This is a genomic window from Sphingomonas naphthae, assembly GCF_028607085.1.
Taxonomy (GTDB): Bacteria; Pseudomonadota; Alphaproteobacteria; order Sphingomonadales; family Sphingomonadaceae; genus Sphingomonas_Q; species Sphingomonas_Q naphthae.
Window position 1 is genome coordinate 127,234 of record NZ_CP117412.1, and the last position, 18,427, is coordinate 145,660.

General features: G+C 64.7%; 20 protein-coding genes and 1 pseudogene. 7 read left to right on the forward strand and 14 right to left on the reverse strand.

Translation table 11 applies throughout. The features are described 5' to 3' along the window. Positions 1–66 precede the first annotated feature (66 nt). Entirely contained in the window at positions 67–735 is a 669-nt protein-coding gene (locus tag PQ455_RS19580) for a TetR/AcrR family transcriptional regulator (protein ID WP_066693440.1), read from the forward strand. A 172-nt stretch (positions 736–907) separates the two neighbouring features. On the opposite strand, the gene PQ455_RS19585 is transcribed toward PQ455_RS19580, so the two are convergent. From PQ455_RS19585 to PQ455_RS19600, 4 genes are all read right to left on the reverse strand, one after another. Then, entirely contained in the window at positions 908–1,177 is a 270-nt protein-coding gene (locus PQ455_RS19585) for a hypothetical protein (RefSeq protein ID WP_116462793.1), read from the reverse strand. A gap of 753 nt (positions 1,178–1,930) precedes the next feature. Then, entirely contained in the window at positions 1,931–2,272 is a 342-nt protein-coding gene (locus PQ455_RS19590; RefSeq protein ID WP_273691600.1) for a hypothetical protein, read from the reverse strand. A 126-nt stretch (positions 2,273–2,398) separates the two neighbouring features. Beyond that, complete coding sequence (locus PQ455_RS19595; RefSeq protein ID WP_273691602.1) at positions 2,399–2,797, reverse strand: VOC family protein; 399 nt, start codon at positions 2,795–2,797, stop codon at positions 2,399–2,401. Further along, a complete protein-coding gene (locus PQ455_RS19600) occupies positions 2,794–3,735 on the reverse strand; it encodes a LysR family transcriptional regulator (RefSeq protein ID WP_273691603.1) in 942 nt (313 codons plus the stop codon). The genes PQ455_RS19595 and PQ455_RS19600 overlap by 4 nt, the downstream gene beginning before the upstream one ends. Positions 3,736–3,836: 101 nt before the next feature. Here PQ455_RS19600 and PQ455_RS19605 point away from each other — a divergent pair, with 101 nt between their 5' ends. Together PQ455_RS19605 and PQ455_RS19610 are read left to right on the forward strand one after the other, a co-directional pair. Further along, positions 3,837–4,706, forward strand: coding sequence for an NmrA family NAD(P)-binding protein (locus PQ455_RS19605; RefSeq protein WP_273691604.1), 870 nt, complete (start codon positions 3,837–3,839; stop codon positions 4,704–4,706). Positions 4,707–4,717: 11 nt separating this feature from the next. Further along, positions 4,718–5,491, forward strand: coding sequence for an SDR family NAD(P)-dependent oxidoreductase (locus PQ455_RS19610; protein WP_273691606.1), 774 nt, complete (start codon positions 4,718–4,720; stop codon positions 5,489–5,491). Between the two features lie 115 nt (positions 5,492–5,606). Here the strand turns inward: PQ455_RS19610 and PQ455_RS19615 are convergent, their stop codons facing one another. The 9 genes from PQ455_RS19615 to PQ455_RS21020 form a co-directional block, all read right to left on the reverse strand. Further along, positions 5,607–6,644, reverse strand: a complete 1,038-nt coding sequence (locus PQ455_RS19615) for a S41 family peptidase (protein ID WP_273691608.1) — start codon at positions 6,642–6,644, stop codon at positions 5,607–5,609. Positions 6,645–6,672: 28 nt separating this feature from the next. Further along, entirely contained in the window at positions 6,673–7,401 is a 729-nt protein-coding gene (istB, locus tag PQ455_RS19620; RefSeq protein WP_062127353.1) for an IS21-like element helper ATPase IstB, read from the reverse strand. Then, positions 7,388–8,899 carry an IS21 family transposase gene (gene istA / locus PQ455_RS19625; RefSeq protein WP_078462179.1) on the reverse strand — a complete coding sequence of 504 codons (1,512 nt, stop codon included), beginning with the start codon at positions 8,897–8,899 and terminating at the stop codon, positions 7,388–7,390. Before istA ends, istB begins: the two co-directional genes overlap by 14 nt. A gap of 206 nt (positions 8,900–9,105) precedes the next feature. Next, entirely contained in the window at positions 9,106–9,660 is a 555-nt protein-coding gene (locus tag PQ455_RS19630) for a GNAT family N-acetyltransferase (RefSeq protein ID WP_010409162.1), read from the reverse strand. Then, on the reverse strand, positions 9,657–9,965 hold the full coding sequence (locus PQ455_RS19635; protein ID WP_010409160.1) for a type II toxin-antitoxin system TacA family antitoxin: 309 nt from the start codon (positions 9,963–9,965) through the stop codon (positions 9,657–9,659). Before PQ455_RS19635 ends, PQ455_RS19630 begins: the two co-directional genes overlap by 4 nt. Before the next feature lie 278 nt (positions 9,966–10,243). Beyond that, complete coding sequence (locus PQ455_RS19640; RefSeq protein WP_273691615.1) at positions 10,244–10,555, reverse strand: hypothetical protein; 312 nt, start codon at positions 10,553–10,555, stop codon at positions 10,244–10,246. Next, positions 10,543–12,039: a DEAD/DEAH box helicase gene (locus PQ455_RS19645; RefSeq protein WP_273691617.1), complete on the reverse strand. Its 1,497-nt coding sequence runs from the start codon at positions 12,037–12,039 to the stop codon at positions 10,543–10,545. The genes PQ455_RS19640 and PQ455_RS19645 overlap by 13 nt, the downstream gene beginning before the upstream one ends. Beyond that, positions 12,039–12,962, reverse strand: a complete 924-nt coding sequence (locus PQ455_RS19650; protein ID WP_337958584.1) for a site-specific DNA-methyltransferase — start codon at positions 12,960–12,962, stop codon at positions 12,039–12,041. The genes PQ455_RS19645 and PQ455_RS19650 overlap by 1 nt, the downstream gene beginning before the upstream one ends. Then, positions 12,959–13,288: a DNA methyltransferase gene (locus PQ455_RS21020; RefSeq protein ID WP_241889903.1), complete on the reverse strand. Its 330-nt coding sequence runs from the start codon at positions 13,286–13,288 to the stop codon at positions 12,959–12,961. The genes PQ455_RS19650 and PQ455_RS21020 overlap by 4 nt, the downstream gene beginning before the upstream one ends. Before the next feature lie 94 nt (positions 13,289–13,382). Between PQ455_RS21020 and PQ455_RS19655 the strand changes: the two genes are divergently transcribed. Next, positions 13,383–14,140, forward strand: a protein-coding gene (locus PQ455_RS19655) for an IS5 family transposase (RefSeq protein WP_288933965.1) whose coding sequence is annotated in 2 segments (ribosomal slippage) — positions 13,383–13,701 and positions 13,701–14,140 — 759 coding nt in all. Because the reading frame shifts where the segments join, the coding sequence is not laid out codon by codon here. Between the two features lie 14 nt (positions 14,141–14,154). Here PQ455_RS19655 and PQ455_RS19660 read toward each other — a convergent pair. Continuing rightward, positions 14,155–14,406, reverse strand: a pseudogene (locus PQ455_RS19660) (site-specific DNA-methyltransferase); the annotation flags it as partial. A gap of 141 nt (positions 14,407–14,547) precedes the next feature. Here PQ455_RS19660 and PQ455_RS19665 point away from each other — a divergent pair. From PQ455_RS19665 to PQ455_RS19675, 3 genes are all read left to right on the forward strand, one after another. Continuing rightward, the gene (locus tag PQ455_RS19665) at positions 14,548–15,696 is read left to right on the forward strand and encodes an AAA family ATPase (protein WP_066487632.1); all 1,149 of its coding nucleotides are present in this window, start codon (positions 14,548–14,550) and stop codon (positions 15,694–15,696) included. A 50-nt stretch (positions 15,697–15,746) separates the two neighbouring features. Continuing rightward, positions 15,747–16,802 (forward strand): ParB/RepB/Spo0J family partition protein, encoded by a 1,056-nt coding sequence (locus tag PQ455_RS19670; RefSeq protein WP_066652229.1) that lies wholly within the window; start codon positions 15,747–15,749, stop codon positions 16,800–16,802. Positions 16,803–16,881: 79 nt separating this feature from the next. Next, complete coding sequence (locus tag PQ455_RS19675; RefSeq protein WP_017980698.1) at positions 16,882–18,072, forward strand: replication initiator protein A; 1,191 nt, start codon at positions 16,882–16,884, stop codon at positions 18,070–18,072. Positions 18,073–18,427: the final 355 nt, after the last annotated feature.

Below are 18,427 nucleotides of genomic sequence, written 5' to 3' on the forward strand. Positions count from 1 at the left end.
GATGACGGCTTTCATTGAGGCGAGCGTCATTAACATATCAAGCGATATATTAGTTGCAATACCTGTGTGGCTGTTGCTCTTGACGCCAACGGGCTGCATCTGGTGTCGGTGGATTATGAGACGACACCGACGACGCAGACGGTACCACGCCGCAGGAAGCGTCCCGAGATGCGGATGGAGACGCGGACACGACTGCTCGACGCCGCGATAGGGCTGATCGTTGCAGGAGGGGTCGCAGCCGCCTCGATTCGAGGCATCTGCGAACGCGCCGGCTTTTCGCAGGGCGCATTCTATTCGTATTTCGCCAGCAAGGACGATCTTCTCTTCACGCTGGTCGAAGAGCATATGGCGAACCTCGCAAGAAAGTTCGACATGTTGGTGGCAGACACCCGGTATCAAACGGCGGAAGCCATCCTGGATACGATCGGTGCCAGTCTGGATGCCTTGTCCGTCGACGCCAGCTATTCGGTTCTGGTGGTCGAACTTCACCTTCACGCACGTCGCAACGCTGCGTTCCGTGCTCGCTTCGAACCGGTCAAGATCGCGTACGAGTCCGCTTTCGCCGGTGTAATGTCCCATCTGCTACGACGTACCGGCCTGACGCCGGTCATACCGAGCATTCAACTGGCGCGCATCCTTCTTTCGCTGTGGTCCGGTTTGACCCTTCAGGAAAGCAGCGATCCCCCTCCCTCTATACAAATGCGACATGTGTTCGCTGCGCTCGCGCAAGATTGATCGATGCCGCCCGGCAGGATAGTCAACGTTGCCGATGCGGTTGGGGGCGGTACCGCGGAGATGGCTGCCTTAGGAAGTCGCGGTGGCGGCCAAAGTAAGTGCCAGTCGCAAAAGGCTCATGATGCTATCTCCTAGGCATATTTTTACGAACGCTCCCGAAGTGGACAGACCCTCAGTTCCGCGATGCCAAGCAATCACTGAGGAATCTGTCGATCACTGCGCGGTAGGCCGTGGCGGCGAACGGCGCCTCAATCGAATGGCCGATCGCTGCAGGCAGTTCCCGGATCCCGTCGCACTGAAGCATTGGCTTTATGGCGGCAAGATCGCCGCGCAGCACCGCGAAATCGCCCGAGGCATGGACGATGCGAACGTTTTCGTGTGGGCCGGGTCCGATCAGAGCAGCAATGTCTCGATCCTCGCTGCCAGCGAAATAATCGAGCAATGCCCTATCGAAAGCCTGCTGTCGTCAGTCTGAATCCGACACTCGCGAAGGTCCGGCCGCAGGTGAAGTCATTCCTCTCTCGAAGCCAGTTGCTCGCCGCGAACACACGCGAGCGAATGTCGCTCCCGCAAGACACGAATGGCGCTGACGGCGGCATATTGGGAACGGGAGTGAACTGGGCCTCTGGATCGGGGAGGGCCATGGTTTCCCCCGCAATGATCAACCTCCGGGTGCCGGCACCCGCAGTGTCATGTGCCCACGCCTGCGCCGGCTGCCCGCGATCCGCCGCGCGGCGCCAGTGTTTGTTCTCCGTCCACCACGTAACTCCAGCGAAATCCTGCAACTTTGCCACAGTTGGTGCGGATCCACATGCAGACGTCCCTGGACGCACCGACATAATCATGGAGCCAACCTGCGCACCTGCCTCCCTAGCTGATTGCCGGTCGTTACACGCGGTGATCAGCAGGGGCAGCGCGAATCACAAGAAAAATCGGATGCAGCGTGGCATCAGGTGGCTGTTTCCCTTTACGCCTTCGCCACATCGAACGATGCTTATCATCGTGCCAGCGGTTTGTTGTGATTACGACAAGGTTTCATTTCACGGTCGATCAGCGAGGAACACGACCGGGGCTGTTGAAAAATGCGCCGCTGGTGGCCGGGTCCGGTTGGGGGCGGAATGACACCCCAACGCATAGCGATCCCGTCTCGCATGGGATCGAATTTCGGGAAAGCCACCTGTCGAGCGAGCAAGACCTACCCGGCGTTGTGGCGCAAAGTCCTCTCGATCAACCAAAGGTGCAGAAGCTGCACCGCGACAAGTGTGGCACCGGTTCCGACCAGCACGGGGAATACAAGTGCCTCCTGCCCGGCTCGGGCAGGAACATTCAATGCCATGAATACCTGAAAGCCAAGAACGCCGATTGCCAAGATCGGTATGAAGGCAAGCGCAACGGATCGGGGCGCGGACCAGTTTACTGCCCCTGTGATCCCCCACTGCATTGGAAGTCGGCGCTCGTTACGAAAGCGTATGTTCGCGCGGTAAGCTAAGGCAGAAAGTATCACGACAAAAACTGCCGAAACGACCAGCATACCCATAGACCGGCTCCTTTACGGATTGTCGTAGCATATTCCCGACACAACGTCTCGCCTTCCCGTTGGGGAACCACCAACGAGACGGCCGCGGCTTTCCCATTAGGATGGTCAAGCGGGAAAGCGAAGGCTTCATTCGTACGAGGAGACTTCGATCAGGTTACCGTCCGGATCGCGGACGTAGACGGAGCGGATCGCGCCTCGCGCGCCTTTCTCGGTCACAGGGCCCTGTTCGATCGCTACGCCTATTGCCGTGAAGTGGTCGGCCACGGTGCAGGGCGGGGTTTCCGTCAGGAAGCACAGGTCCGCGCTGCCCGGCGAGGGGGTGCGCGCGGTGAACCACGCCTCCTGGGAGACGGAGACGGGGCGCAGGTTGATCTTGGTGGCGCCGAACATCATGCTCGTCCGGGTCGACCCGTTGTCGGCCTCGGCATCCCGGCGGCCCATGCCGAGCGCCTTTGCGTACCAAGCCGCCGAAACCTCCACATCGCGCACGTTGAGCACGATGTGATCGAACGCTTCCACCTTCATGTGTGGGTCCTTTCGTCTCGCCCCGTAACCTTATCCACCGGGGTTGTTGCAACCACCTCGACGCAGAAGGCTATGAACGCCTCGATCGCGGCCGGGGCGAGCCGGCGGGAGGGCCGAACCGCGTAGAGCGGAAACACCTCGCCCGGCCAGTCCGGGAACAGGTCGATCAGCGTGCCATCCGCAACCAATCGCTCCGTACCGAGGGCCAGAACCTGCGCGATGCCAGCGCTGGCGCAGGCGGCTACTACCATTGCTTCCACATCAACGAAGGTATAGCGCCCCGTCACCGCGACCGACCGGGTATCGCCGTCGCGGCGGAACTCCCACTCGAATGGCCGGTCCCGCTGCGGATCGACGAAGTGGAGGCAGTCATGGTCCGCCAAGTCTGCGGGCGTCTCCGGGCGACCATGGCGTGCGACATAGCCGGGCGCGGCCACCGTCAGCACCCGAGTATCTATCAGGTGCCGCGACGCCATTGCCGACGACGGCTGGGGCCCGAAGCGCAGCGCAAGATCAATGCCGCTCCGGGTCAGGTCGCCGGCGTCACCCACGACGAACTCGACATGCAAGCCCGGATGACGGTCGGCGAGGGTTGGCAAGGCCGGCGCGATCAGGTGTCGCAGCACGATCGAATTGATCGCGACCCTGACGCGGCCGGACACGACCTGCGCCACACCGCTCGCAATCGTCGCCGCCTCCTCCAGCCCGGCGAGGTGGGGCCGCGCCAGCGTGTGAAGGCGCTGCCCTGCCTCCGTCAGGCGCAAGCTGCGCGTTGTCCGGTCGAGCAGCCGGGCGCCGATTCGGCCCTCCAGTCGCGCCACCGCCCGACTGGCGCCGGACGGCGTCAGCCCTAACGACCGGGCGCCGCCCGAAAAGCTACCCGCCTCAACGACGGCGACGAGTGTGCCGATGTCTGCCAGCAGTCTGGTGTCACGCATCGGTGATCTTTGCCTCCTGTCAAAGGCTTTGTGAGTGACACCCGTCTAACGCACAGGTCTGCCATGGCCTAATTCGTCCTGACGATTGAAGGGAGACGGTCATGTTCGCAGTCACGGGCATTACGGGTCAGGTAGGTGGTGAAGTCGCCCGTGCCCTGCTGGAGGCGGGTGAGCGAGTTCGTGCCGTCGTCCGCCACGAAGACAAGGGGGCGGCCTGGGCGGCGTATGGGTGCGAGGTGGCGGTCGTCGCTGACGCCACGGACCGTGCAGGCCTCGCCGCGGCGCTGGCGGGAACGTCGGGCACCTTCCTGATGGTACCGCCCGACTACGATCCTGCGCCGGGCTTCCCCGCTGCGCGCACAATGGTCGCCGCCTATGCTGGCGCGCTGGCCGATGCCCGGCCTGGCCGCGTCGTCGCCCTGTCGAGCATTGGCGCCCAGATCGACCGCTTCAACCTGCTCAACAACGCCGGGCTGCTGGAGCAGGATTTGGTCAACCCCGGCGTCCCGATCGCCTTCCTGCGCCCCGCCTGGTTCATCGAGAATGCGGCGTGGGACGTGGCCGCTGCGCGGGAAGGCGCGATCGACAGCTTTCTGCAACCGACCGACCGTGCCATCGACATGGTGAGCGTGCGCGACATCGGCCGCGTTGCGGCCGAACTGCTGCGGGGAGATTTGCAGGAGCGTCGCGTCGTCGAGTTGCGTGGTCCCCGCAAGGTCAGCCCGGACGACCTTGCTGCAGCATTCTCGGAGGCACTTGGCCGGCCGGTGCAGGCGGTGCCCGTGGCACGCGCGACATGGGAAGCACGCTTCCGCGCCGAGGGAATGCGACACCCGCAGGCGCGCATGGCGATGCTCGACGGCTTCAACGAAGGCTGGATTGAATTTGCCGGCGAGGGCGCCGGCATCGAACCGGCGGTCGGTACCGTCGATATGGCAGAGGTCGTCTCCGACCTTTGTGCGCGGAGCTGAAGGAGGTCATCATGGCGCGCATCTTCATTACCGGCTCCGCCCAAGGGCTGGGCCTCATGACCGGGCAATTGCTCGCGGAAGGCGGGCATGAGGTCGTCCTTCATGCTCGCGACGCGGCGAGGGCGGCGGCTACGCGCGCCGCTCTGCCGGCTGTGGCCGGTATGGTGGAAGGGGATGTTGCGACGCTGGCCGGGATGCGGGCGGTCGCGGCGCAGGTGAACGCGTTTGGATCGTTCGACGCGGTGATCCACAACGTCGCGATCGGCTACCGCGAACCGCGCCGCGACATCACGGCGGACGGGCTTCCAGCCCTGTTCGCGACCAATGTGCTGGCGCCCTACGCTCTGACCGCGCTGATGCATCGGCCGCGACGGTTGATCTATCTCAGCTCAGGTATGCACCACCATGTCCGCACGGAGATCGACGACATGCTTTGGGAGCGGCGCCGTTGGAATGGCTCGACCGCCTACGCCGAGAGCAAGTTGTACGATGCGATGCTGGCCTTCGCCATCGCGCGACAATGGCCGGATACGATCTCGAACGCGCTGGAGCCGGGGTGGGTACCGACGCGGATGGGCGGTGCGGGCGCGCCCGACGACATGGACCAGGCACATCGCACCCAAGCTTGGCTGGCGGTCTCCAACGATCCCGCGGCGATGCGATCTGGCCGCTATTTTTATCACCTGGAGGAGCGGGCGGCCAACCCGGAGGCGCACGATCCCGCCCTGGCGCGTCGGCTTCTCGACCGATGTGCCGCGTTCAGCAAGATCGAACTTCCGTCCTGACTCCGCGTCAGGCATCGGCAGCAAAGGACGCTCGCAGGGTCGCGCCTCGATACATCATGGAACTCGGGATGGGCATTCCCGATTGGGATCGTTGATCGGGAAACCGAAGACCCGCTTAGCTGCGAAGTAACAGGCCCTGCACGACCTGTTGAATCATGGTCCGATGGTCGGGATTGAAGGGGGATAAGGATCGTGCGGGGTCAATACCGACTCCTTCCGCCGAACGTCCATCGGGATCGCGGTAATCCTCCGCGGGTAACGTGAGCGTCCAACCGTTCGGAAGGGGCTTGGTAAGCTGATCGGACAACGCACCTCGGGTTCGGCCGCCGATCTGCACCACGTTCGGTAACGCCCGCATTGCGAGGGTGAAGGTTTCGCCCGCGCTGACTGTCACGTCGCTGGTCAGCAACGCGACCTTGCCGAGAAAGTGAATACGCTCAGACGGCACGACCTCAAACCGTTGGTAAGGGCCGTTCGCCCCGATGGCCCGTTTCGAAAAGGCTAGCCGTCGCCCTGCCGCGAACCGACTGGCGATATGGAGGCTGATCGCGTCGTACCCGCCACGGTTATTCGTGACATCCACGATCATGCCGGGAAGCCCCTGAAAGGCGGCAAGAGCCTCGTCCAGCGCGGCATCCAGCGCCTTCGTGTCATCAGGGGGCGCATCCTTATCGAACGCGCCCATGGAGACGATGTTGATATAGCCGATCTGCCCGATCGTCCCCCACAGGATGCGGCGGTTGGCGACTTGGCGCCCGCCGCCATCGAGCAGGCTAGTGATCCCCTCACGGTACGACTTCGACCAAGCCCGTTCCCGCTGCGCGGGATCGGGACCCAATGCCGGATCGGCTCGGGCGCTCACGACGGTCCGAGCTTCGCCGCCCTCGAAATCATGATCTACGCCGTCGATCCTGGCCTGCAAACCGACATGGGCATCATCTAGGCTGGCGAGCGCCCGAGTGGTTTGCTTGAAAAAGGCCGTGCCGGGAGCTGAAGCGTCCGTAGTCGTGTCAATCGGCGTCCAAAAAGGACCCCCTATCGGCGTGCAAAAGGGACCCCCTTCGTCGAGCAGCGTAACGGGTATGACGGGCGCACTGTTCGTGCTGGTTGCGGCGTAGGGCGGGCGTAGCCCGACCGGAGGCGCAACCAGCACGAAGCGTTCTCTGCCGGTGCCCCAGGCTTCAGCTTCGATGTTTGAAGCGCCAGCTGTCGTTGCCGGTTTCGACGATGTCGCAATGGTGGGTAATGCGGTCGAGCAGCGCGGTGGTCATCTTGGGGTCGCCAAAGACGGTCGGCCACTCACCAAAGGCCAGGTTGGTGGTGACGATGACCGAGGTCTTCTCGTAGAGCTTGCTGACGAGGTGGAAGAGCAGTTGACCGCCCGAGCGTGCAAACGGCAGGTAGCCAAGCTCGTCGAGCACCACGAGATCGAGGCGCGAAAGCTGGGCCGCCAGCGTGCCGGCCTTGCCGAGGCGCGTTTCCTCCTCGAGCCGGTTCACCAGGTCCACTGTGTTGAAGTAGCGTCCGCGGGCGCCGGCTCGTACCACATTGGCAGTGATGGCGGTGGCGAGATGCGTCTTGCCGGTACCCGTTCCACCGACCAGCACGACGTTGCGTTGGCCCGGAAGAAACGAGCCGCTGTACAGCGAGCGCACCAGTCCCTCGTTGATGGGAGTGTCGCCGAAGACGAAGGCGTCTAGGTCCTTCACCGCGGGTAACCTGGCGGCCGACATCCGGTAACGAACCGAGGCTGCATGGCGGTGCGTCGCCTCGGCACGCAGCAGGTCGGTCAGGACCTCCATGGTCGTGCGCTTGCGCTGGAGACCGGTAGTGACCGCCTCGTCGAAGGCGCCAGCCATGCCCTTCAGCCCCAACTCGGCCATGGCCGTCATCATCTCATGCCGCTGCATGGAGACCTCGCAGGCTGTCATAGCGGTTGCAGTCGGCACGGGGCGGATGGCGCAGCGCCAGATCTTCTGGCGTGACAATAGTCAGCGGTCGCGGCGGTTCGCGCCGGCGGGCCAGGATGTTGACGATGACGTCGTCGCTGGCGACGCCGGCCAGCAATGCTTCGCGCACGGCCACTTCTACCGCCTCCAGCCCGTCGTCGAGCACCGCTGCCAGCACCCGCACGAACCGCCGGTCGGCATCGTCGCCGGTGCCAAGCTTGCGCCGCAGTCGTGCCAGCGCAGGCGGCAACTCCCAGCCCTGGAACGGTGCGCCGTTGCGCAGGGCACCCGGCTTGGTCACCAGCACCGGCAGATAGTGCCACGGGTCGTAGATGGTCCGGTCGCGGCCGAAGAACCGGGGATGGTCGGCGACGACTTCACCGTCGCAGCGCACGACGATGCGGTCGGCATAGGCGCGGACCTGGACGGCACGTCGCACCACCCTGGCAGAAACGGAATAGCGGTTGCGGTCGAAGCTGATGAGGCATGTGCCGCTTACCGCATGCTCGCTCTCGTGGAAGCCGTCGAAGGGTGCGACAACAGGCTGGAGCACCGCCCGTTCTGCTGCCCATGCCTGGGCGACCGTCAGCTCCTTCTGCTCGGGATGCTGGTGCAACTCTGCCCAGCGCCGACACTCCGCCTCCAGCCAGCCGTTCAACTCCTCGAGGCCGGTAAATCGCAGGCGCGGCTGGAAGAAGCGACCGCGTGCGGTCTGCACCTGGTTCTCGACCTGACCTTTCTCCCAGCCCGACGCCGGCGAGCAGGCGGTCGGCTCGACCATGTAATGGTTGGCCATGACCAGGAAGCGACGGTTGAAGACCCGCTCCTTGCCGGTGAACACGCTCGTCACCGCCGTCTTCATGTTGTCGTAGATGCCGCGCGTCGGCACGCCTCCGAAGAAAGCAAACGCCCGTGCATGCGCGTCGAACAGCATCTCCTGTGTCTCGCGGGGATAGGCCCGCACATACATTGCCCGCGACGCGCACAGCCGGACATGCGCGACCTTCACGCGCATCGGCTTGCCCGAGATCTCGACGTCCTCGTGGCTCCAGTCGAACTGGTAAGCCTCGCCCGGCCGGAACAGCAGCGGGATGAACGCCGGCGCATTCATCACGTCGCGACGCTGCGCCTGCCGCCAGCGCGCCGCATAACGGCGAACCGCGTCGTACGAGCCATCGAACCCCTCGCGTAGCAGCAGGTCGTGGATGCGCGTGAGGCGCAGCTTCTCGCGCCGCGGCCGTGCCTCATCTTCCTCCAGCAACGCATCCAGTCGCGCCTGAAACGGCCCCAGCTTCGGCAGCGGCTGCACCTCTCGCCGATAACCCATGTCCGCTTCCGGCGCCCGGATCGCCTTGCGCACCACCTTGCGCGACAGGTGCAGGTCCCGCGCTATCGCCTTGATGGCCTTGCCCGACGCGTGCTCGCGCCGGATCCTCAACACCGTCTCCAATACCAGCATCCCGATCTCGCCGCCTGACACACCGCCAAGCGAACAGCCTAGAACACCAGGATGAGGGGTCCCTTTTCGACGCCGATCACCCCGCTAACGGGGTCCCTTTTCCACGCCGATCCACACCCTTCTGACGCTGAAAGATCAAATGCTTGATTAGGACCGCGCAGCATGGGGCTTTGAACTGGGCAAGTTACGCGTCAGCAATTCTCAGCCTACGCATCCGCTTGCGTAAGAGTCCGAACCGTCGCGATCGGCAGGAACAACCGCAAGCCGTTGGAGGGCAGCGGCTCAAAGCCATAGCCGGTATAGAGCGCGATGCGTTTCGCCACCTTCTCGGCATCGCCGCAGTCGAACACGTCCAGCATGACGACGGCGATCCCCAACGCTTCGGCCGCCAAGGCCAGGCGCTTGAGACAATCGACCAACAGATCGCCGCCATAGCCTTGCCCTTGAAAGCGGCTGTCGACGCCGATCATCGAAATGTAGGCGGCCGGGATACTGCCATGCGCAGGGCGGTTGCGGGCGAACCGATCGGGTAACTCGGTATAGTCGATCGCATGGGCGTTGGTGGCATAGAAGCCGATCAGCTCGCCCTCGGCACCGACCATCACGAAGGTGCGGACGTTATCCGCCTTGGCGAGCTTGTTCGCGGTCCGGCGGAAGAAGTTGTCGACCTGCGTGATGCCACAGGAAAAGGCCGCTCGATCGTGCTTGGCAGGATCGAGCGGTTCGATGGTGAAGAGCTTTGCGTCCTCTGTCGCCGTCACCTGCTGACGATCGTCTCACGATGCCGCGCGAATGCTGCCCGAAGTCGCTCGGTGGGTGCCGGCGGCGTGTCGAGCGCCGCAAAGAAGCGCGAATGATCGACCGGCTGCAGGGTGGTGCGTTCGTGCGCCGCGATCGTCTCCATCGCAGAGCGATAGGCCGCGTTCATCGTGAAGACGGAATCGTCCACACCGGAAAGAGCGGCAGCCTGCTGAATCGCCTGCTTGATGCGCGGCTTGGTACGGAAGTTCATCCGCTCGCTGCTGCGCTCCTCAACGGCGCCGACCTGATCCTGAAAGCCAAGCATGGCACACCTCATCCAACCTTCACGCACATGTACGTCTTTGCGGCGTACATTTCAACAAAAGATTGAGAGTCGCTTAATTTGTCTGTCCTGCTGCAGGCGTCAGAAACCCGCGTCAGAATGTCTGGCCGGGATGAGCCAACATGCACTTCGATGAGGGGTGTGGGAGCTGGTAGCTGCCGTGAGTGCCGGCGTGAATGGTGAATGAAGGCGTTCCCGTCTGTCCAAGCCGCCCCGTCCGTTTTCCTACCCAACCCTGCCCTTTGCCAAACGACCGCCAATCACCCACGGCCGATCGCACGACGGATCTGATCGCGTACGTTCAGGCGGTCCGTATCGGCGAACACCAGCTCGCCCTGCATCTGCGCCATCAGGCGGGGCACGACAAACGTCTGCCCAAGCTCGGCGGGCGCCGCTTCATGCGCGTGCTCGGCCTCATAGGCGGCGACCTGTTCGCGCACATGGGCGGCGGCGGGCGCGGGGAGCGCGGCATAGACCGCCGCCTTCTCCGCCTCGCGCAGGAAGCCGGTGATCCGGATCGCGCCATCCTCGACGCTGAGCCGATCGGGCGCGGCGGCCCTCACCGCCGCCAAAGTGCCCGCATCCGCCGCAACCTCGATCCGCGCGGACGGCAGCGGACGCGCGCGCGCGCCGAACACCCCTCTCCCAACGTCGGCGCCGCTTCGATCGACGCTTCCGCCTCCTGCTCCTCGAAGCCCATGTCGACCAGCCGGTCCTTGAGGGCCGTCGCGGCCTCCGCGAATGACTTGGACACGAGGTGCGCATAGGCCTTGTTCAGCGCGGGCGCCTTGCGCCTCCTCGCATAGGGCATGCGCAGCACGCGGCCGAGCAGCTGCTCCGCATCGGTCGCGCTGCGAATGTTGGCGACCGAACAGAAGACGTAGGCGAAGGAACAGTCCCAGCCCTCCTTCAGCGCCTCGACGGTGATGATGTAGTCGATCGGGCAGTCGGGCGAGAACAGGTCGATGCCGTCGAGACCGCGCTGGTCGCCGGTCGCGACCGCGATCTTGTCGGCGGGGATGTGGTGGACGGACCGGAGGTGCTCCAGCAGCACGTCGACGGTCACCTCGCGGCCCTTGTCCTCGGCCTGGAACAGCACCAGCGGGCGGATGTATCCGTCGCGATCGCGGCCCGCCTTCTCCGCCAGCTCGGCGCGGCGCGCGATCGCGCCGGTCACCGCACCCTCCCAGGTCTGGTGCTCATCCAGGCGGACGGGCAGCTTGATCATCTGCTCCGCCTTCAGCTCCGCGGCGCTAACGGCGTGGAGGATGTTGCTCTTGGGATGCGGGGTCGCGGTGAACTCGATGATGGCGGACGGGTTCACGCGCGCCTGCATCTCGCGCGACAGGCCGGTCACCGCCTTGTGCGCCTCATCCACGATCATCAGCGGGCGATGGAGGTGGAGCAGGTTGGCGAAGGAATAGCGTATGTCGTCCGGGTGGCCCCCTACCCGCTTTGCCACCTCGGCACCGAGCGGCTCCAGCCCCGAGATCCGCTTCGGCACGTTCGCGAACAACGGCTCCAGCGCCTCGTGGTGCGCATAGACCTTGCGCCCCTCTGTGTTCTCCACGCGCAGCGTCTGGATGGTGGCGACGAACACGCACAGGTGCCGCGACAGGTCGGCCGCGGTCAGCCGGGTGAAATCGGCGATGTCGAACACGCGCACCGGCTCACCGAAGGCGGCAGCCAGCGCCTTACGATAGTGATGGCGCGGGTTGTTCAGCGCGTCCACGGTCTGCCGGCGGATCGTCGTGGTCGGCACCAGCCACAGCACCGGCGGATAGTCGCGCCCGATCCACGCATCGCGCGCGACCGCGACGCTGTGCGCGGCGAGCAGCGTCTTGCCGCCGCCGGTGGGCAGGCGCAGGCAGACATAGGGCATCCCCTCCTGCCCGAGCAGGGGCGTGTAGCGCCCGCCATAGCCGCACAGCCGCCTGACCTGGTCCGGCTCGGTCGTGATCGCCTCGTACGCGGCCTTGGGCCCGTGCGCCTGTGCCGCTTCGAAAAAGCGACGCAGCGTGTCGAGGGTCGCCTGCTGATAGGTCTTGAGCTGCATCAGCGGGCCTTCACGTCGTAGGGCGTCTGCTTGAAGATGACGCGCTCGGCGGTGAGCGTCGCGGGCGACAGCCGGCTCGCCTCGCCATAGATGGTGACCGGGCCGGTGAAGCCCTCTGCCCCCTCCCGGATCAGCGCCAGCGTCGCGCGTGTCAGCACGTTGCCGCCCGCCGGACGCTTGTCACCGAGAATGCCATTGTAGAGCAGCGCGACCCCCTGCCCGTCATGGTGGCCCAGGAACGGCGTGGCGGCCGCTCCGGCGAATGGCGTCCCGGTCTCCGCGAACCAGACGTGCGCAGCAAGCGGGGCGAAGGCGATGCCGGCGGCGATCGTGCCATCGGCGTCGAACACCGCAGGGCCGAGCCGGTAGAAGTCGAACCCGCCCCCGCCCTGCCAGTCGACCGCCCGGCTGATGCCGCCGCCCTCACCCGCGATAACCTTGTTCAGCCGCGGCGCGCAATGAGTGACGGCATGGTCGCCCATCTCGATCCCGATCCAGCGCCGCCCCATCTTGTGCGCGACCGCCGCCGTGGTGCCGGAGCCGAGGAAGGAGTCGAGGACGAGGTCGCCGGGGTTGGTGGCAATGTGGAGGATGCGTTGCAGCAGGCGTTCGGGCTTGGGCGTGCCGAAACTTACGTCGGCGCCAAACAACGCGTTCGCCTCTTTCTTGCTCTCGTCAGTATGGCCGACCTCGCCATGTGGCCACCATGTCCAAGGCACCAATCCTTCGACCTCAGAAAGAAAACGGATGACGCTCGGCTGTGCGTTCCCGTCCTTGCCCCAGTAAATCCGCTTCGCCTCAACTAGCTTTTCGAACTCGGGTCGAATCATCGACCAGCAGCGACCTTCGGGAGGTGTATGCCGTCGACCATTCGGGGCGACAATCTCGTACATCTGGTTTGGGCGGTAGCCCTGCGCAGTCATCGGAAGCCCACGCCAACGCTTACTCGGGTCTGCTTCTTTGGCGTTGTCAGGATTGCGATATCAAGCGGCAGCTTGTTGCGTTGCGCTTTGAAGCGCTCAGGTGATGGCGAATAAGCGAGCAGATACTCGTGAACGTCGCCGATCGCCTCTCGGTTTTCACGCGAGTAACGCTTTTGCCAAACAGGGCTTGCAATGAAAGATCCGCGTCCAAACACCTCGTCCATCACGATCTTGAGGTAATGCCCCTCATGATCGTCAATTGACACCCAGATGCTTCCATCCTCAGCGAGCAGTTTTTGGAGTAGTTCAAGCCGCGGATAGATCATCGCCAGCCACTGACTGTGCTCTAGGCAGTGTCTGCATTTAGCGGATTCCATTTGGAAGACCGATCTGATTCAAGGCTGGTGAAGGAGCCAAGCCTTGAGCAGACGAACGCTGACGGACGAGCAATGGGATCGGATTGCGGGTCATCTTCCGGGTCGGGAGGGGACGCGAGGGCGGAGCGGTGTCGACAACCGGCTATTTGTGGATGCGATCCTGTGGATGGCCGGCAATGCGGCGCGCTGGCGTGACCTGCCGGAGGTGTTCGGCAAGTGGACAGGGGTGCATGCGCGGTTCCGGCGGTGGTCGCATGCCGGTGTATGGGAACGGCTTTTCCATAGCCTGGCCGACACGCCGGACTTCGAATACGTCCTGATCGACAGCACCATCTCGAAGGCGCACGCCGATGCGGCGGGCGCAAAAGGGGGGCTGAAGCTGCCGCGATCGGTCGGTCCCGCGGCGGGCTGACGACCAAGCTGCATGCGGCGGTCGACGCCATCGGCCTGCCGATCCGTATCCATCCGACGCCCGGGCAATGGGGCGATCGCCCCCAGGCCGAAGCGCTGCTGACGGGCTTGAAGGGTGTCGGCCACGTCATCGCCGACGCCGCCTATGACGCCGATCCGCTACGCGTCTTCATCGCCGACAGTCTCGGTGCTACTGCCCACATCAAAGCCAATCCCAGCCGAACCGGAAAGCCTCCCATCGACTGGCGCCTCTACAAGGAACGCCATCAGGTTGAGTGCTTCTTCAACAAGCTCAAGCGCTTCCGCCGCATCGCCTTGCGCTGCGAGAAGACCATCTCCGCCTTCATGGGCTTCGTTCACCTCGCATGCGCCATGATCTGGCTGCGCTAAATGCAGACGCGGCCTAACGTGTCGTCATAATGGACAGAAACAGCCGACCGCGTATTGTAAGGCGGGTCGATGTAGATGCACTTCACCTGTCCGCGATAATTGGGCAGCAGGCTCTTGAGCGCCTCCAGATTGTCGCCTTGGATCAGCATGTTGCCGCTGCCGGGCGCGCCGGCGGAAAGCGCCGCGTCGCGCTCCAGCAGGCGGTACGGTACGGCATCCGCCGCCTTCACGTCGCGGTCGCGTGTCAGCCAGTGCAGGGTCGGCATTGTGTCCCCTTCGCCCGCCCTCTTGCCGCCCTGAATGAAATCTGGCAAGTTCGTTGCTGAAAAGGTTCAAGGGGCTTTGTCTTGGCACATGATGGTGCAGTGCTGACGCAGATCGGCGACCTCGCCGAGGCTGGCGAGCGGATGATCGAACGCCTCCGGCGCAAAGCGTTTCTGCCCGAGAGCCGCAAGGGGCTCAACGTTCGCTTCGGCATCGCCGAGGCGGCACAGCTGCTCGGCTGCTCTACCAACCGCATCCGCATGGCGGAAGATGACGGGAGATTGCCCCCTGCCCCCGCCTCCGAGAGCGGGCGCCGGCTGGGCTACACGGTCGAGGAAATGCTGCGGATGCGCGAGGTGCTGGGCGCGTCCCCTGCCCGCGCCCCGCTCGACGTGCCGGCGATCATCGCGGTGCAGAACTTCAAGGGCGGCGTTGGCAAGTCGACCGTCACCACGCACCTAGCCCATTATTTCGCGGTGCAGGGCTATCGCGTGCTGGTGGTCGATTGCGACAGCCAGGCGACGACGACGACCCTGTTCGGCTTCAACCCACACTTCAACATTACGCGGGAAGAGACGCTCTACCCGTATCTCTCGATTGACCCAACCCAGGCGGACCTGCTCTACGCGGTAAAGCGGACGCCGTGGCCGAACGTGGACCTGATCCCGTCCAATCTCGAACTGTTCGACGTTGAATATGAGCTGGCGGCAGCGGGCAGCGATGGCGGATCAGTGCTGGCGGCGCGGTTTCGCAAGCTGAAGCGCGGTTTGTCCGACCTCGCGCGCGACTATGACATCGTTCTGCTCGATCCGCCCCCTGCCCTCGGCACGATTAGCCTCGCAGTGATGCAGGCGGCGAACGCGCTGCTGGTGCCGCTGGCGGCCACCACGCCGGATTTCTGCTCCACCGTGCAATTCCTGTCGATGATGGATCAGGTGCTGCACCAGCTGACGGGCGCCGGCATCGAGGTCGACTACCAGTTCGTCCGGCTGATCTGCTCCAAGTTCGATGGCAACGATCCCAGCCACGCAATGGTGCGCGCGATCATGGAGCAGAGCTTCGGCCCTGCCCTGCTCCCGGTGCCGATCCTCGAATCGGCCGAGATCAGCCATGCGGCGATGCGGATGATGACCGTCTACGAGCTGGAAAAGCCGATCGGCACGCCCAAGACGCACAAGCGCAGCCGCGCCAATCTGGACGAGGCGCTGCGGCAGGTGGAGCAGCTCGTGCGCCAAAGCTGGGGGCGTGTCGAACCGGCCAGCGAGGAGGCGGTGATCCATGCCGCGGCCTGACCTTTCCTACAACGCCATGTTCTACTTACGTTCTGCACGGGAGGTGCGGCATGGCGCGTAAGCAATCGGACTATCTGGCGGCGCTGCTCGCAGATGACGCGTCCGAACAAGGCAATGCCCCCTTCCCTGCCCCGGCGCGCGAGGCTCCCCCGGAACGCGCGCGCACGACCACGCTGCTCGGTCGCGAGTCCGCGCTGGCGCGTGTGGCGAGCGGCGAGGTGCGGCAGGTCACCCAACTGCTGCTCGATCCCGCGCGCGTGCGCATCTGGCCGGGCAACGCTCGCACTTACGCGCACCTCTCGGAGGAGAATTGCCGCGAGCTGATCGACTCGATCGTCGCCGAGGGCGGACAGAAGGTGCCGGCGGTGGTGCGGCGCGTCGACGGCGATCCGGATCACGATTTCGAGGTGATCGCCGGCACGCGGCGGCATTGGTCGATCAGCTGGCTGCGTTCGCACAGCTATCCCGACATGCAGTTCGTGGCGCAGGTCGCGCAGCTGGATGATGAGGCGGCTTTCCGGCTGGCGGATCTGGAAAACCGCGCGCGGGCCGACGTGTCCGACCTGGAGCGGGCCCGCAACTATCTCGACGCGCTGAAGGCGCATTACGGCAACCACCAGACGCGGATGGCCGAACGGCTGAAGCTGTCCAAGGGCTGGCTGTCCAAGATGCTGAAGGTCGCCACGATCCCTGACGCGGTGATTGCCGCCTTCGCCTCGCCGGGCGACGTGCAGCTGAAGCCGGCCTATACACTCGCCCAGGCGCTAGACGACAAGGACATGGCCAAGGCGATCACCGCCATGGCGCGGCAGGTCGCCAAGGAACAGGCGGCACGTCGCGAGGCGGGCGCCCCCCCCTCCCCCGCCACGGACGTGCTGCGGCGGCTGCTCGACGCGCCAAAGGCGTTGTCCGGTGACGAAAGGCCAGAGCCGTACCGCTACGCCACCAAGTACGGGCGCACCGCACTGACGGTACAGTCGGCTAACCGGCAAGGCGTGACGATCCGCCTCCACGCGGGCTCTGGCGCAGACACGGACGAGTTGATGACCGCCTTGCGCGATGCACTGGCCCACCTCGAGGCGACCGGGAAAGGACTCCAGCGCTGATGTTTCCCCGGGGAAACATGCAGGGGCGGAGCATCGGTTTTGTAAACCGCTGGTCGATGTTTCCCCGGGGAAACATCGCATGACCCGCGCGCGCCGGGAGGCCGTGTCCGAGCAGTTCGAGCTGTTCCTCCCCTATCTTGCCGACTTGCCGCTGCGCGACCAGCGCGAAATGATGGAGCGGCCTTTCTTCAGCCTCGCAAAGTCGAAGCGTGTGAAGCCGATCGACTACCGATCACCGGACGGCAAGCTGTGGGTCCACGTCTCGGCCAATCCCGACTACGGCATGGCGACGATCTGGGACGCGGACATCCTGATCTACTGTGCCTCGATGCTCGCCGACATGGCGCGCCGCGGCGTTAACGACGTGCCGCGCAAGCTCCACCTGATGCCCTACGACCTGCTGCGCGCGATTGGGCGGCAGCCGACGGGTCGCGCCTATGAGCTGCTCGGCCAGGCGCTCGACCGGCTGGTGTCGACCACGGTCAAGACAAATATCCGTGCCGAGAACCGCCGCGAGGCGACGTTCAGCTGGCTCGACGGCTGGACGCAGCTGGTGGACGAGAAGACCGAGCGCTCGCGTGGCATGACAATCGAATTGTCGAACTGGTTCTGGGAAGGCGTGATGATGACCGGCGGCGTGCTGTCGATCGACCGCGCCTATTTCGACATCACCGGCGGGCGCGAGCGCTGGCTGTACAAGGTCGCGCGCAAGCATGCGGGCGGCGCCGGCGAGGCGGGCTTCGCCATCTCAATGCCGACGCTGTTCGAGAAGTCGGGCGCCGAGGGCCAGTATCGCCGCTTCAAGTTCGAGATCGCCAAGATCGCCGAGCGCGACGAACTGCCCGGCTATGCGCTGACGATAGAGCAGCCCGATGGCAAGCGCGAACCCGCGTTGCGGATGCGCCGGCGAAGCGAAGGCGAGACGAAGGCGGCGCCGTCAGCGAAGGCAGCGAAGACTGGCAAGGCACCCTCCCCCGCCCCGAAGCCCGATCCCGCTCTTGAGCCGACGGCCGAGCCCGGCGTCGATGCCGCCGCCCTGATCCGCCGCAGCGTGAAGAGCCTGTCGGGCCGCGCCACCTTCGGCGAGATCACCGACGCGACTCTGGCAACGCTGCGCGCCGAATGCCCCGGCTGGGACTATCAGACACTCCACGCTGACTTCCGCACCTGGATAGAGGCGGACGCAGGCCGGACCCCGGTGAGCTATCAGAACGCCTTCATCGGCTACGTGCGGCGCTTTGATGCTAAGAATCGGCATACGCTGCGGTAGAGAGATCACCTGCGATTCGTGGCCACCGAATAGGACGGCGTCGCCAGCGCGGGGTTCTGTGTCCGAACATCGAGCAGCAACGCGATCCTTTGGCAGACGCGGCACGGAGCTACAACTGGACGACGATTGTTGAAAAGGTCCGGGCAATGCCCGCGCTCGCCAACACTACGCGGCCGGGTAGCACATCCGGCTTCGCGCCGCTGCATCAGGTGGCGCATGGCGGTGGACCGTCATCCGTGGCGATGGCTCTGATCACGCGGGGCGCTTGGCGGAGCCTGCGCGAACTTTCACGCCGTCATCCGTGGCCGCGTCGGCGATCTGGAGGCGAAAAGCGGACTCCGCCTGCTACGACTGG

Bases quoted from the DNA above. Each gene is read 5' to 3' on its own strand.
- PQ455_RS19650 (WP_337958584.1), bottom strand. From the start codon at position 12,962: ATGACTGCGCAGGGCTACCGCCCAAACCAGATGTACGAGATTGTCGCC.
- PQ455_RS19665 (WP_066487632.1), top strand. From the start codon at position 14,548: ATGATCGAACGCCTCCGGCGCAAAGCGTTTCTGCCCGAGAGCCGCAAG.
- PQ455_RS19590 (WP_273691600.1), bottom strand. From the start codon at position 2,272: ATGGGTATGCTGGTCGTTTCGGCAGTTTTTGTCGTGATACTTTCTGCC.
- PQ455_RS19610 (WP_273691606.1), top strand. From the start codon at position 4,718: ATGGCGCGCATCTTCATTACCGGCTCCGCCCAAGGGCTGGGCCTCATG.
- PQ455_RS19675 (WP_017980698.1), top strand. From the start codon at position 16,882: ATGACCCGCGCGCGCCGGGAGGCCGTGTCCGAGCAGTTCGAGCTGTTC.
- PQ455_RS19605 (WP_273691604.1), top strand. From the start codon at position 3,837: ATGTTCGCAGTCACGGGCATTACGGGTCAGGTAGGTGGTGAAGTCGCC.
- PQ455_RS19645 (WP_273691617.1), bottom strand. From the start codon at position 12,039: ATGCAGCTCAAGACCTATCAGCAGGCGACCCTCGACACGCTGCGTCGC.
- istA (WP_078462179.1), bottom strand. From the start codon at position 8,899: ATGCTGGTATTGGAGACGGTGTTGAGGATCCGGCGCGAGCACGCGTCG.
- PQ455_RS19635 (WP_010409160.1), bottom strand. From the start codon at position 9,965: ATGCTTGGCTTTCAGGATCAGGTCGGCGCCGTTGAGGAGCGCAGCAGC.
- PQ455_RS19670 (WP_066652229.1), top strand. From the start codon at position 15,747: ATGGCGCGTAAGCAATCGGACTATCTGGCGGCGCTGCTCGCAGATGAC.
- PQ455_RS19595 (WP_273691602.1), bottom strand. From the start codon at position 2,797: ATGAAGGTGGAAGCGTTCGATCACATCGTGCTCAACGTGCGCGATGTG.
- istB (WP_062127353.1), bottom strand. From the start codon at position 7,401: ATGCAGCGGCATGAGATGATGACGGCCATGGCCGAGTTGGGGCTGAAG.
- PQ455_RS19600 (WP_273691603.1), bottom strand. From the start codon at position 3,735: ATGCGTGACACCAGACTGCTGGCAGACATCGGCACACTCGTCGCCGTC.
- PQ455_RS21020 (WP_241889903.1), bottom strand. From the start codon at position 13,288: ATGATCTATCCGCGGCTTGAACTACTCCAAAAACTGCTCGCTGAGGAT.